The organism is Campylobacter sp. RM16190 (assembly GCF_012978835.1).
In the GTDB taxonomy this organism is placed as follows: domain Bacteria; phylum Campylobacterota; class Campylobacteria; order Campylobacterales; family Campylobacteraceae; genus Campylobacter_A.
On sequence record NZ_LIWS01000001.1, the window covers coordinates 158,015 to 171,079 of the forward strand.

Below are 13,065 nucleotides of genomic sequence, written 5' to 3' on the forward strand. Positions count from 1 at the left end.
TTTTGATATAATTGCTGAATTTAATAAACTTATGGACTACTTAATGAAGATCGAGAAAATTTTTATAGCAAGCGATCACGCAGGATTTGAACTAAAAGATGAGATTAAAAAATTTCTACAAACTTTAAATTTAACAGCTATAGACCTTGGTACAAACAGCTCCGAAGCAAGTGTAGATTATCCTGATTTTGCAAATTTAATGGCTGAAAAATTAAAAAACCAAAACGAATATGGAATCTTAATTTGCGGAACGGGTATTGGAATATCAATCGCCGCTAATAGGCACAAGCACATTAGGTGTGCGCTATGTCACGATATATACACAGCCTCCATGGCAAGAGAACATAACGATGCAAATATAATCGCTTTTGGTGCAAGAACCACAAAGCCAGAGGATGCAAAAGAGATGATAAAAAAATTCTTCTCAACCGAATTTGCAGGAGGAAGGCATCTAAGAAGAGTGGACAAACTGGGCTGCTGCAGGGCGCAACTATGATAGCTGATTGGCTCATACTTACATTTTTAATCTGCATTTGCATATATTTGGTTGTGATGGTATTTTACTTCAAAACTCTACTTAAAAAAGAAAGATCTACAAAAGATTTTATGAAAGATAACCTCCAAGATACCGAAGTTGTTATCAGAAAGCTTCAAGTTCAATTACAAAGAAGTCTTGGCAATATCGATATTCTAACCGAGGAACTCGGCAAGGTAAAAAATGATGCAAACGCCCTTCGCACGAGAAATTCTCAATACCGCTTAGAAAATGACAAGCTAAGACAGAGAATTCGTGAGCTAGAGGGCAAAATCGAAGCATTACTATAAATTTTAAGGACAAATCATGAGAGAGTTAAGTCAAAAAGATAAAGAATTTTTATTAGATTCAATACGCTGTATTAAAGATTTTCCAAAGCCTGAAATTGTTTTTCGCGATATAACAACGCTTTTAAACAATGCCGAAGCTTTTAACTTTTTAATGGATCATCTATTTGAGAGATATAAGGATTTTGAGATCGACTTTATTGCAGGTATAGAATCGCGCGGATTTATATTCGGGGCGGCTCTCGCGGCAAGACTTAGGATGCCTTTTGTGCCTATTAGAAAGCCTAAAAAGCTGCCTTATATAACGATTTCGCAAAAATACTCGCTTGAATACGGAGTTGACGAGATAGAAATTCACATAGATGCATTTGGCGATAAAAAGGATGCTAGAGTGCTTTTGGTAGATGATCTCATAGCCACCGGCGGCACGGCCAAAGCTTCGGTTGAGTTAATCAATCAAACCGACGCAAAGTGTGTTGAAGCGTGCTTTTTAATAGATTTAAAAGAGCTTAAAGGAAGCGAGAATCTAAAACCTCTTACAAAAATTTATAGTATTTTGGAGATCTAATATGGAGGCTTTTTTTATAGATCTTCTTACAAAATACGGATATATTATACTTTTTATATGGTGTATGATGGAAGGAGAGATGGCTCTTATAATGGGAGGTATCATGTCTCATACGGGACAGATGGATTTGGGACTTGCTATATTTATAGCAGGACTTGGCGGATTTGCAGGAGATCAAGTCTATTTTTACATAGGGAGATATAATAAAAATTTTATATCCAAAAAACTACGTTCCCAAAGAAGAAAATTCGCAATAGCCCATATGCTTCTTAAGAAAAACGGATGGCCGATCATCTTTATTCAGCGCTATATGTACGGACTTAGGACTGTAATACCTATGAGTATAGGACTTACAAGATATGATGCCAAAAAATTTGCTTTTATAAATTTAATAAGCGCATGGTGTTGGGCTGCGATAACAATCATCCCTGCATATTTTTTAGGAGAGCATATACTAGATATTTTAGATAAGGCAAAAGAGCATTGGTATATAGCAATACCTATCGCTGCAACCTTCCTTGGGGCGCTTTTGTATGGATTTAAAAGGATAGAAAACAAGATATTAAACGAAAGGAAAAATAGACGTAATGCAATTTAGTATAGTCAATAAAAAAATAGATGCCATAAAAGCCGATTTGGAGCTGATCTTCGTCGTGGATAAAAACTTAAAACATAAATTTATAAAAGATGAAAAAAGCTTTAAATTTAGCAACTACAAAGGTGATAGTCCACTACTTCTGATAGAAAACGCAAGGCTTTATATCCCTGTAGCAAAGCTTGAATTTGACGAGCTTAGACTAGCTGCGGCAAAAGCTTATAACGCCATCAAGGGGCTAAACGTCAAAAAACTCAAGCTTGCAAGCTACTTAGCAGAATGTGCCAAAATGAGCTTTCAAAGCTTGGTTGAGGGCTTTGTGCTTGGAGCTTACGAATTTAACAAATATAAAGAGAAAAAAGAAGCTTACGCACTAGATGAGATCATCTTTAGCTCGGAGGAATTTAACGGCAAAGAAGTTGATATATCAAAAGCCCAACTTGGTATCAAGCATGGTGAGATAATGGCAAATGCGGCAAATTTCACCAAAGATATCGTAAATGAAATTCCTGAAATTTATACTCCGGTCAAAATGGCTGAAGACGCGCAAATTCTAGCTAAAAATTTAAAAAACGTAACATGCAAAATTTACGATGAAAAATTCCTAAAAAAAGAGAATATGAACGCATTTTTAGCCGTAAATCGAGCTTCTGTTCATCCGCCTCGCCTAATCCATCTAGTATATAAACCAAAATCTCCTAAAAAGAAGATCGTGTTTGTGGGCAAAGGCTTAACATACGATAGCGGTGGTCTTAGCTTAAAACCTGCTGATTATATGCTTACGATGAAAGCCGATAAAGGCGGAGCGGCTGCGGCGCTTGGTATCATTAAGGGAGCAAGCGAACTTGAGCTGCCTTTTGAAATTCACGCTGTTTGCGGAGCCACTGAAAATATGATAGGAGGAAACGCCTACAAGCCTGATGATGTACTGATCTCACGCTCAGGAGTAAGCATAGAAGTAAGAAACACGGACGCAGAAGGTCGTTTGGTACTTGCTGACTGCCTAAGCTGGGCGCAAGAGCTAAAGCCTGATATCTTAATCGATATGGCGACACTTACGGGCGCTTGCGTAGTGGGTCTTGGAGAATACACCATAGGGCTTATGGGAAATAACGAGGAGCTAAAGAGCCAGCTTAAGGCAAAAAGCGCAAAAAGCGGTGAATTTGCTTCTATCTTAGAATTTAACCGCTTTTTAAAAGAGCTTGTAAAAAGCCAGATAGCAGACGTTAGCAACACCGCTTCAAGTAGATACGGCGGAGCCATCACGGCCGGCATATTCCTTGATAAATTCATAAAAGAAGAGTTTAAAGATAAATGGATTCATCAAGATATCGCAGGTCCTGCATATACCGAAAAAGCGTGGGGATACAACCAATCAGGCGCAACGGGTGCGGGCGTAAGAATGAATCTATACTATCTTAACGCACTTGCAAAGGAGCTGTAATGGGTCTTGGAGTAGGTATAGTAGGACTTCCAAACGTCGGCAAATCAACTACTTTTAACGCTCTTACAAAGGCGCAAAACGCAGAGAGTGCAAACTACCCGTTTTGCACGATCGAGCCAAACAAGGCCGTCGTGCCGGTGCCTGATAAGAGATTAAACGAGCTAGCTAAAATCGTAAATCCAAATAAAATTCAGTATTCTACTATAGATTTTGTCGATATCGCGGGACTTGTTAAAGGTGCAAGCTCGGGAGAAGGACTTGGAAATAAATTTCTTTCAAACATCCGAGAAACCGAGGTCATACTTCATATCGTGCGCTGCTTTGAGGATGAAAACATCACTCACGTAGAAGGCGGCGTAGATCCGGTACGAGATGTAGAAATCATAGAAACCGAGCTCATCCTAGCCGATATCGAGCAGCTAAATAAAAAAATCGAACGCCTGAATAAAGATGCAAAAGCCAATCAAAAAGGTGCAAAAGAGGCGCTTGAAATGGCAAATAGGCTTTTAGCGCACCTAAACGAGGGCAAAAGCGCAAGCAGCTTTGAGGGAAGAGATGAAGAGGCATATATAAGCCTAAACAAAGAGCTAAGACTGCTTAGCGCAAAAGAGGTCATATACGGTGCAAATGTCGATGAAGACGGAATTAGCGAAGATAATAAATTTGTAAAAGAGCTTCGCGAATTTGCGGCTCGTTCGGGTCATGAGGTGATAAAGCTGTGTGCTAAGATAGAAGAGGAGCTTGTGGGTCTAAGCGATGAGGAGGCTCACGAGTTTTTAAGCTCGCTTGGTGCAAACGAAAGCGGCCTTGAAAAGATCATTCGCACCGCTTTTGCTAAACTAAATTTGATAAGCTATTTTACTGCAGGCGTTATTGAAGTGCGAGCATGGACGATCACAAAAGGCTGGAAAGCTCCAAAAGCCGCAAGCGTAATTCACAACGACTTTGAGCGAGGCTTCATTAGAGCAGAGGTAATCAGCTACGATGACTACATAGCTTGCGGCGGAGAAACAGGCGCAAAAGAAGCCGGCAAAATGCGTCTTGAAGGCAAAGAGTATATCGTGCAAGATGGCGATGTGATGCACTTTAGGTTTAATGTTTAATTTAATCAAAGCGATAAAATAAGTCATGAATACTATAACCGAGGCTATTTTACATACGCCTTGGTGGGTTTTTGTGATATTTATCGCTTTGATTTTTCTAGGCTACAAGCAAAGCTTTGATCGCACTCTATGCTTTACAAAAGCGGTTGTTTTTCCTATTTTAATGCTAGTCTTTTCAATTTTTAGCCTTTTATCGTCATTCGGATTTTTATTTTGCTCATCTTTGAGTTGGCTAATAGGTCTTATTTTGGGTATTATTATAGGTTTATACAAATTTAAATCTCAAATCACAAAAATATCTTCGGATTTGTTTTTAATCAAGGGCAATAAAGTCTATATAGTAATCATGATGGCAATTTTTTTTACAAAATATATAGTTGCTTATAGCGAAGCTAGAAATCTTGAAATACTTAAATCAAATTTATTTATAAGCTCAGCAAGCTTTATACTAGGAGTTTTTAGCGGAATATTTACCGCTAGAATTTTAGTAATACTACGTTTAAGATAAAAAAGGAATTTAATGAGCGATTATAGCTTAGCACAACATTTTGGCGTGAATTTAGCAGAGCTTTTATCAAGCAAGATTAAAGCCGTATATCCCAAATTTGACGAACAAAAATATATAAAAAATATAGTAAGCAAGGTTAATGATCTAGCCTATTCAGGTAGGATAGAGCTTCACGCAAGAGAGCTTAACTCCGCGCTAAATTTAGACTACAAAAGCCAAATAGAAATTTTAACAAGCATATTAGGCGAAGAAAATCCAAACGAAACAGGTATGTTTAAAAACTACTATTGGGTGCTTCCTATCGGCAAATTTGTTGAAATTTACGGAATTGACGACTTTGAAACATCCATAAACGCGATTGCCGAGATAACTAAGCGAAACACAGGCGAATACGCGATAAGAGTATTTATAAGAAAATATCCCAACAAAATGCTAGAAGTTATGCGAAACTGGGCAAAGTCTAGCAACTTTCACCTAAGGCGTCTTGCATCTGAGGGCTTGCGTCCGAAGCTTCCGTGGGCTAGTAAGCTTGAAAATTTCATAGATGATCCAAAGCCTGTTTTTGAAATTTTAGAGCTTTTAAAAGAGGATAATGTAAAATTCGTGCAAAGATCGGTGGCAAATCATATGAATGACTATCTAAAGCTAAATTTTGACGCAGCCAAAGAGCTTCTTGGCAAATGGGCGAAATCCAAAAATCAAAACACGCAGTGGATAGTAAAACACGCCACAAGAAAGATTAAAATTTAGAGCAAACGCCAGAGTTTGGGCTTAAGAATTGCCAGGCACTCCAGCGTCAAATTTAGAAAAATAATTTAACTAGTACCGCTCCAACAATAAGTCCTATCGCAAATGCACAGGCGATATTAATTTTTTGCTTTTTGCCAACACTCTCGTGTTGCTTTTCGTAGTGCTTTTTAACGCCTTCGAATGTAAGATTTAAGATCTTTTCATTCATCTGATTTATACCTTGAGCAAATTCCCTAATCTGTTCTTCATTGACATAACGCATAGTCTTAACAGTAGTATTGGCTAGACGCTCGAAATCTTCAGAGTTTTCCCAAAACTCAACTACTGTATTATTCTCTATACGCTCTTTAAATTCGATCATTTCTTTTAGTTCTGTTTGCTCAATCAGCTGAGTTCCCATCTTGTCTCCCTTTAAGCCTTTATAATTCCGACACTGTCGCCGAATTTTAAAACTTTAGAGTTAAAAAGATTAAGCTCTAAGCTATCTTTTTCACCGACTATCACAATCGTGGAGCCTAGCTCAAAATAACCCAAAAGTTCACCTTTTCTGACACTTAAATTTTCATACTCATAGCTTTGGACAAATGAGGCCATCGCATTGGTTTGAATTCTATTATCAAAAATAAATTTCATCTTTCCAACGTTTAAAGCTCCGACAAATACAAGCCAAACTATCTTTTTATTTGAAATTCTACACTTTAAAACAACTCTTTCGTTAAGGGCATATAGATTTTCAACTTTCTCAAGAGCCTTGACGCTTACACTATATAAATCTCCAGGGACATAAAGAGCGCTTAAAATTTCAATATCGCAAGGAGCATGATAGCGGTGATAGTCCCTAGGACTTAGATAGATATTGGCATAGACAAACTCCTCTTGACGACCAGCATCCTCTTCGCTCAAAGCGGAGTCTAAAAGCTCGGTTATGGAGTATTCGTGTCCTTTTATACTAATAGCTTTTCTTAAATTGCTAATACCGCACTCAAGGCAAAGCCCGTCGCTTGGGCTTATAAGCACCTCTTTGGCTTCATCAAATTTTCTAGGTATCATAAGCTCTCTGGTAAAAAGCGCGGTCAAACTCTCGTAATCTTGCGGATTTTTAAACTCGCTCATATCGATTTTAAAGTGTCTGACGTAGTTTGAATTTATAAAATCTTGTATAAATTTCGGAAATTTAGTTCCTGCGATTTTGCCAAAAATTTGAGAAATTTTCTTTCTCATCTACTCTCCTTTAAGCTCCAACAAAGAAATTTCGCTAGGCGCAAGAACTCTCACCGGAGGCCCCCAAAATCCCGCACCTCTGCTTACATACACCTGCATTTTATCATTTACTTGATAAAGTCCCGCTAAATACTTCTGATCAAGCTTTACAAGAAGCGAGAATGGGAAAATTTGTCCGCCGTGAGTGTGCCCGCAAAGCACAAGATCAACGTCTTTGTGCATATATCTAATGAATTTAGGCTGATGAGCCAGCAATACAGTCGGCAAATTTTTATCCGTGTTTTTAAGCGCGGCCTCTAAATCAGGCTCGTAAAACTTATATCTATAACCGATTAGATCGTAAACTCCTGCTAAATTTATACCGCCTACTTGCACGCTTTCGTTGCCTAAAACTTTAATGCCTATCTTTGATATCTCTTTAAGAGCTCCCTCGATACCGTGATAGTATTCGTGATTTCCGGGCACATAAAACGTTCCATATCGCGACTTAAACTCAGCAAAAGGAGCTATATACTCGCCAAGCCTTTTTGGATGAAGATCGGCTATGTCACCTACTATCACAACCGCATCGGCATCAAGCAAATTTATACGCTCAACCAAAGCTTTGGCAAAAGGCACGCCTAAAAAATCGCCCAAATGCACATCCGTTATCATCGCTATCTTAAGAGGCTCTTTGAGTCCTTTTAGTCTTACTTCTTGAGGTTTAACCTGTGGGACGTGCGAGGCGTTATACATGCCTTTAAAAAAGTAGCTAAGAGCAAGGATTAATATAGTGACATCAAGATAAAATCTTAAAAATTTACGTCTGCTTTTGCTAAAAACACGCTTTGTGACGGGTCTAAAAAAGACGATGATCAAATTTGAAACTAGCACAAACGAAAAGAGTATAAAACTAAGCGCAAGCATGAGTGAAAACGCAAGCCTAAACTGGGCATTTAAGAAGTTAAACCTAAGCGAAAAAGCTAGCAGCACGCCGCCAACGGCAAGAGTAGCAAAAAAGACCGCGAGCAAAAATTTATGCAAACTTCGTCCTTCGGTTTTAGCAAACAACCCTCTGTAGCCAACAAAATTCATTAAAATGATAATTAGTGAAGAAACTATATAAAACATATTATAAATTTAGCAAAAATTATTAAACAACTTAGCCAAATCAACTGTTTTGATAGAAAATAATAAAGATAAAATTTAAAAAAGATATAGGGTGAGAAAGCTCTCACCCTATGTTTTAAAAAATATTACTCGATAGTTCCGCTTTTTAATCTCTTGTCATAGATATCTTTAAGCTTTCTAATATCATCTTTAAGCTCAAAAACTCCATGCCAGTGAGCATAGTCAGGTCCGTTCATCATCGCACCTTGTCTCATACGGCGACCTTCATGGTGCCATAGGTGGTAGTAAATTCTTTGGAACTCATCCGCCCATGGATCTTCTTTAAGAAGCTTTTTAGACTTAAGATCATCTAGCATCGCTTTTGCGTCTTTGTGATAATCGTTGTAAAGCATTACGTGCTTATCCGCCATCGCAAAGAAGTTTTCACTATGAAGCGAAGAGTGACACTCTCTACAAACCATCATCATCTCTTTTCTAGCCGCATCGGGACCATCAACGTGACCTGCAAGAGGTGTACCTACGTTTAGCTTGCCTGTTTTTTGATACTCGCTTACCGCAGTATCGTTTCCACCTGTTCTTAGGTTGCTATGTGGCGCCCAAAGGTTCCATTTTAAGCGTCTTGAAACGTTGTGTGTAGTTTGTAGCTCACCTACTCCGCTCATATGGCAAGTCGCACAAGTTGGAGCCCTATAGTCAGGCACAGCCCATGTATCAGGAGCGCTGTCGAAATTCCATGTATGTCCTTCTGAGTTGAAGATATGACCGTGCATAGAGTTGTTGTAAATCTCTATATCCGGATGGTCAGGTCCAAGGTGACAAGATGCACAAGCAGCCGGTTTTCTAGCTTCGCTTACAGCAAATTTGTGTCCGCTATGACATGCTTTACATCCGCCGATTCCACCATCTGGATATAGGTTGCCTATACCGTAGTTTGGCCAAGTCTCTTTTGTAGGACGATTATCAGCATCCATTTTAATCACAGAGCCGTGGCATTGCATACAACCTGTTGAATCAGGAGAAATTTGTAGATCAGGATGACCTCTACCTTCAAAATGATACATCAAATCAAGCATACCTTTTTTAGCATACACTTGGATACCGCCTCTTGCGTGACCACTCTCGTTAAACTCTTTAACTTCGTTAGCATGGCACTTTTCGCAAGTTTTTGGGCTTACTAAAGCAGACACGTGATTGTTACTATCCTTTGGATGTGCTTGTTTCATTGCCATAGGACTATCCGCAGGGTGCGAGTGGCAATCCGTACAACTTACTCCAACATGTGCGTGACGGCTATTTTTCCAATCCGCCACAATACCCGGTGTCTCTTTTGCGTGGCACTCAACGCAGCTTTTAGCAAGTGGGGTCAAATTGCGATCAACTTTTAAGTTTTTCACAAGATTTGCATCCGAAATGCTTTCAGCAAATGCGAACGAAAAAAGACAGGCTATTAATGCAATAACTTTTTTCAACATTATTCCTCCTTTATAGGTTTTATTTATTGTTTGCATTTATATTCTCCCAATGTTTTGTAATCTCTATGCCCAAATTTTTATGCCCTACATTATTGTGACACTCGACACAGGTTTTTTTAATGTGTCCTGCGAAATAATCCCTGTGGGCAAGCCAAGCCTTATCGACTTGATTGTTCATATCTTGCAAATTCGAGTGACAGGTCATGCAACCGCTATCATACGTAAATTTGTGAGCGTTTTTACGCTTCGCATGCCAATCAATCTTGCTTACATCGGTAAATAAAGTCTTATAACCGTCGTTTAGAGACACTTTTGTCTTTGTCCATAGGTACATTAAAGTATTATCGTGAGAAAGGTGACAGGTAGAGCACTGCACTTTTACTCCAAGCTTGTTATTGCCACCATGTACGTCATTGTGATAAGATTTCACCATAGGCTCCATAGTATGGCACATAGTACAAAATTTATCACTTCCAGTATAATGGATCAGATCAGCAATTCCGATCGATGATATAAGTCCTATAAATATACCAAGCACAACCGACCAAACAAAAAACTTTCTTTTCATGCGGATCCTTCTTGTAATATTTTATTTTATTTAAATGTTATTAATAAAATATTTAAGTTATTATAACTAAGGTAGAAGTGAAAATTCTTGACGTTTATCAATTAATCTTAATTTGAAATTAAATATCAGTTATCAAATAATTCTTTAAGCTTTTCTTCTGAAATAGTGATGATTTTGTTGTTTTGATCTAAATCGATAAGCTCTTGTGTCTTAAATTTGGCAAGTATGCGCGAAAAAGTTTCTGGAGTCATATTTAATATTGAAGCGATTTTTACATGCTTTAAAGTATTAAAAAGATCTTGATGATCCATTAAAAATTTAGCTACTTTTGCTTCCGAGCTTAAAATAAGCTCCTGATGCAAAACCTCACTGGCAATTTTTAGCTTTTGAGATAAAGATTTTATGATAGCTACTGAAATTTTAGGATTTGATAGAAAATCATTATAAAATTTCTCATAATCTATCTTTAAAACCTCTCCCGAATTTATAAATAGTGCGGTAGCTGGAAATTTAATATTTTCAAAATTCGCAAGCTCGGCTACGAAATTCATAGCGTTAAGCTGATGCATGAAAATTTCTTTGCCTTTTGGTGTAGTTTTATAAAGTTTTAATGAGCCTTTTAGAAGGAGATGAAGCCACTTGGAATCCTCTCCTTCCATAAACAAAAATTCGCCTTTTTTGTATTTTTTGATTATGCTGATTTTTTCTAGTTGCTCTAGTTCATTCTCTCTCAGCTCTTTAAAAAATGGAATTTGTCCTAAAACACTCATTTTTTAACAAAATATACGAAATTTACTTTTTAAGAAGATCTCTAATCTCTGTTAGAAGAACGATATCTTCACTTGGCTTGGCAGGCTCTTTAGGAGCTTCGACTTTTGGTTTTTTAAGAGTATTTATAGCCTTAATAACACAAAATATACAAAAAGCAATGATCATAAAATCAACCATTGTCTGTATAAAAGAGCCATAATTAACAGTAACAGCCGGCACATCTCCTACTGCGTCTTTGAGAGTAAATTTAAGATCTGTAAAATTTACTCCTCCAGTTAAAACACCTACTATAGGCATAATCACATCGCCCACAAGAGAGCTTACGATTTTGCCAAAAGCGCCTCCTATAACGACACCCACAGCCATATCTATGACGTTTCCACGCATAGCAAATTCTTTAAATTCCTTAACGAAACTCATGTTTCACCCCTTGTTTGAATGTAATAAATAATATTATATAAGATTTTTCTTAACAAGCGATTTAAATACAAAATGATATAATCACTCTTTAAAAATTAATAAAGGAATATCAAAATGTATCGTTTTGCGCCATCTCCTACAGGAGATATGCATCTTGGAAATTTGCGCGTAGCCATCCTAAACTACCTATGTTCTTTACAGGATAAAAGCGGTTTTGTAATACGCATAGAAGATACCGATAAAGAAAGAAATATACCGGGAAAAGATCAAGAAATTTTAGAAATTTTAACCAAATTTGGCATCAAATGGGATCAGCTTTACTATCAAAGTGAAAATTTAAAATTTCACCGTCAGCTTGCTTCAAAGCTAATGATAGACAAACACGCATTTGCCTGCTTTTGTACTGAAAGCGAGCTGGAAGCCAAAAAAGAAGAGGCTAAAGCAAAAGGTATCGCGTATCGCTATGACGGCACTTGCGAAAAGATGAGTGATGAAGAGGTTTTGGCGTGTGAAAAGCCGTTTGTAATCCGCATGAAAAAGCCAAAAAACACGATGAAATTTACCGACGCCATCAAAGGCGAAGTAAGCTTTGAACCCGAAAACGTCGATAGCTTTGTGATCATGCGCGCGGACAAAACTCCTACTTACAACTTTGCCTGCGCGACAGATGATATGCTTGAGGGCGTTACTTTTGTTATACGCGGCGAAGATCACGTAAGCAACACGCCTAAGCAAGAGCTTATCAGAGAGGGACTTGATTACACAGATAAAATTCGCTACGCACATCTGCCTATCATCTTAAATATAGAGGGTAAAAAGATGAGCAAGCGCGAGAACGAAAGTAGCGTAAAGTGGCTGCTTTCTAAAGGATTTATGCCGGAAGCCATAGCAAACTACATCATATCGCTTGGCTATAAAGCTCCTGTGGAAATTTTTACTATAAATCACGCTGCACAGTGGTTTGACATCTCTAAAGTCTCGCCAAGTCCTGCGAAATTTGATATAAAAATGCTTGAACATATAAACAGAGAACATATCAAACTAGCTAGTAGCGAGCGACTTGCTACACTTAGCGGATTAGATGAAAATTTAGCGGATCTAATCAAATTTTATACCCAAGAGGCAAGCTTGCTAAACGAGATCAAGCAAAAGATAGAGGCGATATTTGCGCCAAAAGACATTCCTGATGAGTTTAAAAACGAGTGTGAGATCATAAAAAGCGCTGCAAATTCAATGAATTTGGATGAATTTCAAAGCTTTGACGAGTTTAAAAAGGCTCTAATGAGCGCTACAAATTTAAAAGGCAAAAGCTTTTTTATGCCGCTTAGAATTCTGCTTACAAACGAACAGCACGGACCTGAACTAAGCGAGCTGTTCCCTCTAATAAAAGAAAAATTAAAGGAAATTTTACAATGATACTATCTACTTTTTTATCCGCTATTGCCGATATTTTGCATATGGTGATTCAAATTTACGTCTGGATTATCATTATATCAGCCATTATTAGCTGGGTAAGACCAGATCCGTATAATCCTGTTGTTCAGCTTTTATATCGTCTTACGGAGCCCGTTTATGCCTGGATTAGAAAATTTGTCCCTACAGTATTTGGAGGGATAGACCTGGCGCCGATTTTCATACTTTTAGCACTTCAGTTTTTTGATAGATTTTTCATAAGCTTACTGCTGCAATATGCTAATTCGATTTAATATAATT

At 37.8% G+C, this 13,065-nt stretch carries 17 protein-coding genes; 10 read left to right on the top strand and 7 right to left on the bottom strand.

Going from position 1 to position 13,065, the window contains the following annotated elements; genetic code table 11:
- The first annotated feature begins 43 nt into the window (after nucleotides 1-43).
- From rpiB to CDOM16190_RS00895, 8 genes are read left to right on the top strand one after another with little or no spacing between them, the layout of a single operon-like run.
- Nucleotides 44-496: a ribose 5-phosphate isomerase B gene (gene rpiB / locus CDOM16190_RS00860; RefSeq protein ID WP_170018482.1), complete on the top strand. Its 453-nt coding sequence runs from the start codon at nucleotides 44-46 to the stop codon at nucleotides 494-496.
- The gene (locus tag CDOM16190_RS00865; RefSeq protein ID WP_170018483.1) at nucleotides 493-825 is read left to right on the top strand and encodes a hypothetical protein; all 333 of its coding nucleotides are present in this window, start codon (nucleotides 493-495) and stop codon (nucleotides 823-825) included. Before rpiB ends, CDOM16190_RS00865 begins: the two co-directional genes overlap by 4 nt.
- A 16-nt stretch (nucleotides 826-841) precedes the next feature.
- The gene (gene apt / locus CDOM16190_RS00870; RefSeq protein WP_170018484.1) at nucleotides 842-1,390 is read left to right on the top strand and encodes an adenine phosphoribosyltransferase; all 549 of its coding nucleotides are present in this window, start codon (nucleotides 842-844) and stop codon (nucleotides 1,388-1,390) included.
- 1 nt (nucleotide 1,391) lies between these two features.
- Nucleotides 1,392-1,988, top strand: a complete 597-nt coding sequence (locus CDOM16190_RS00875) for a DedA family protein (RefSeq protein ID WP_170018485.1) — start codon at nucleotides 1,392-1,394, stop codon at nucleotides 1,986-1,988.
- Nucleotides 1,978-3,429 carry a leucyl aminopeptidase gene (locus tag CDOM16190_RS00880; RefSeq protein ID WP_170018486.1) on the top strand — a complete coding sequence of 484 codons (1,452 nt, stop codon included), beginning with the start codon at nucleotides 1,978-1,980 and terminating at the stop codon, nucleotides 3,427-3,429. Before CDOM16190_RS00875 ends, CDOM16190_RS00880 begins: the two co-directional genes overlap by 11 nt.
- Nucleotides 3,429-4,532 (top strand): redox-regulated ATPase YchF, encoded by a 1,104-nt coding sequence (gene ychF / locus CDOM16190_RS00885; RefSeq protein ID WP_170018487.1) that lies wholly within the window; start codon nucleotides 3,429-3,431, stop codon nucleotides 4,530-4,532. Before CDOM16190_RS00880 ends, ychF begins: the two co-directional genes overlap by 1 nt.
- Before the next feature lie 25 nt (nucleotides 4,533-4,557).
- Nucleotides 4,558-5,040 carry a DUF6622 family protein gene (locus CDOM16190_RS00890; protein WP_170018488.1) on the top strand — a complete coding sequence of 161 codons (483 nt, stop codon included), beginning with the start codon at nucleotides 4,558-4,560 and terminating at the stop codon, nucleotides 5,038-5,040.
- A gap of 12 nt (nucleotides 5,041-5,052) precedes the next feature.
- Nucleotides 5,053-5,790 carry a DNA alkylation repair protein gene (locus tag CDOM16190_RS00895; RefSeq protein ID WP_170018489.1) on the top strand — a complete coding sequence of 246 codons (738 nt, stop codon included), beginning with the start codon at nucleotides 5,053-5,055 and terminating at the stop codon, nucleotides 5,788-5,790.
- 52 nt (nucleotides 5,791-5,842) lie between these two features.
- Here the strand turns inward: CDOM16190_RS00895 and CDOM16190_RS00900 are convergent, their stop codons facing one another.
- The 7 genes from CDOM16190_RS00900 to mscL all read right to left on the bottom strand — a co-directional run bounded on the left by CDOM16190_RS00900 (nucleotide 5,843) and on the right by mscL (nucleotide 11,352).
- Complete coding sequence (locus CDOM16190_RS00900) at nucleotides 5,843-6,190, bottom strand: hypothetical protein (RefSeq protein ID WP_170018490.1); 348 nt, start codon at nucleotides 6,188-6,190, stop codon at nucleotides 5,843-5,845.
- An 11-nt stretch (nucleotides 6,191-6,201) separates the two neighbouring features.
- On the bottom strand, nucleotides 6,202-7,011 hold the full coding sequence (locus CDOM16190_RS00905) for a phosphatidylserine decarboxylase (RefSeq protein ID WP_170018491.1): 810 nt from the start codon (nucleotides 7,009-7,011) through the stop codon (nucleotides 6,202-6,204).
- Entirely contained in the window at nucleotides 7,012-8,034 is a 1,023-nt protein-coding gene (locus CDOM16190_RS00910; protein WP_502707492.1) for a metallophosphoesterase, read from the bottom strand.
- Between the two features lie 212 nt (nucleotides 8,035-8,246).
- Entirely contained in the window at nucleotides 8,247-9,593 is a 1,347-nt protein-coding gene (locus tag CDOM16190_RS00915; protein WP_170018493.1) for a multiheme c-type cytochrome, read from the bottom strand.
- A gap of 19 nt (nucleotides 9,594-9,612) precedes the next feature.
- Complete coding sequence (locus tag CDOM16190_RS00920; RefSeq protein WP_170018494.1) at nucleotides 9,613-10,161, bottom strand: cytochrome c3 family protein; 549 nt, start codon at nucleotides 10,159-10,161, stop codon at nucleotides 9,613-9,615.
- A 125-nt stretch (nucleotides 10,162-10,286) separates the two neighbouring features.
- Complete coding sequence (locus tag CDOM16190_RS00925; protein ID WP_170018495.1) at nucleotides 10,287-10,931, bottom strand: Crp/Fnr family transcriptional regulator; 645 nt, start codon at nucleotides 10,929-10,931, stop codon at nucleotides 10,287-10,289.
- A gap of 22 nt (nucleotides 10,932-10,953) precedes the next feature.
- The gene (gene mscL / locus CDOM16190_RS00930) at nucleotides 10,954-11,352 is read right to left on the bottom strand and encodes a large-conductance mechanosensitive channel protein MscL (protein WP_169974111.1); all 399 of its coding nucleotides are present in this window, start codon (nucleotides 11,350-11,352) and stop codon (nucleotides 10,954-10,956) included.
- Nucleotides 11,353-11,466: 114 nt separating this feature from the next.
- Here mscL and gltX point away from each other — a divergent pair, with 114 nt between their 5' ends.
- Nucleotides 11,467-12,768: a glutamate--tRNA ligase gene (gltX, locus tag CDOM16190_RS00935; RefSeq protein ID WP_170018496.1), complete on the top strand. Its 1,302-nt coding sequence runs from the start codon at nucleotides 11,467-11,469 to the stop codon at nucleotides 12,766-12,768.
- Complete coding sequence (locus CDOM16190_RS00940; RefSeq protein WP_169974113.1) at nucleotides 12,765-13,058, top strand: YggT family protein; 294 nt, start codon at nucleotides 12,765-12,767, stop codon at nucleotides 13,056-13,058. Before gltX ends, CDOM16190_RS00940 begins: the two co-directional genes overlap by 4 nt.
- Nucleotides 13,059-13,065: the final 7 nt, after the last annotated feature.

Bases quoted from the DNA above. Each gene is read 5' to 3' on its own strand.
- CDOM16190_RS00940 (WP_169974113.1), top strand. From the start codon at position 12,765: ATGATACTATCTACTTTTTTATCCGCTATTGCCGATATTTTGCATATG.
- CDOM16190_RS00880 (WP_170018486.1), top strand. From the start codon at position 1,978: ATGCAATTTAGTATAGTCAATAAAAAAATAGATGCCATAAAAGCCGAT.
- CDOM16190_RS00890 (WP_170018488.1), top strand. From the start codon at position 4,558: ATGAATACTATAACCGAGGCTATTTTACATACGCCTTGGTGGGTTTTT.
- CDOM16190_RS00915 (WP_170018493.1), bottom strand. From the start codon at position 9,593: ATGTTGAAAAAAGTTATTGCATTAATAGCCTGTCTTTTTTCGTTCGCA.
- ychF (WP_170018487.1), top strand. From the start codon at position 3,429: ATGGGTCTTGGAGTAGGTATAGTAGGACTTCCAAACGTCGGCAAATCA.
- CDOM16190_RS00925 (WP_170018495.1), bottom strand. From the start codon at position 10,931: ATGAGTGTTTTAGGACAAATTCCATTTTTTAAAGAGCTGAGAGAGAAT.
- CDOM16190_RS00900 (WP_170018490.1), bottom strand. From the start codon at position 6,190: ATGGGAACTCAGCTGATTGAGCAAACAGAACTAAAAGAAATGATCGAA.
- CDOM16190_RS00895 (WP_170018489.1), top strand. From the start codon at position 5,053: ATGAGCGATTATAGCTTAGCACAACATTTTGGCGTGAATTTAGCAGAG.
- CDOM16190_RS00920 (WP_170018494.1), bottom strand. From the start codon at position 10,161: ATGAAAAGAAAGTTTTTTGTTTGGTCGGTTGTGCTTGGTATATTTATA.
- CDOM16190_RS00865 (WP_170018483.1), top strand. From the start codon at position 493: ATGATAGCTGATTGGCTCATACTTACATTTTTAATCTGCATTTGCATA.
- CDOM16190_RS00905 (WP_170018491.1), bottom strand. From the start codon at position 7,011: ATGAGAAAGAAAATTTCTCAAATTTTTGGCAAAATCGCAGGAACTAAA.
- CDOM16190_RS00875 (WP_170018485.1), top strand. From the start codon at position 1,392: ATGGAGGCTTTTTTTATAGATCTTCTTACAAAATACGGATATATTATA.
- rpiB (WP_170018482.1), top strand. From the start codon at position 44: ATGAAGATCGAGAAAATTTTTATAGCAAGCGATCACGCAGGATTTGAA.
- mscL (WP_169974111.1), bottom strand. From the start codon at position 11,352: ATGAGTTTCGTTAAGGAATTTAAAGAATTTGCTATGCGTGGAAACGTC.
- apt (WP_170018484.1), top strand. From the start codon at position 842: ATGAGAGAGTTAAGTCAAAAAGATAAAGAATTTTTATTAGATTCAATA.
- gltX (WP_170018496.1), top strand. From the start codon at position 11,467: ATGTATCGTTTTGCGCCATCTCCTACAGGAGATATGCATCTTGGAAAT.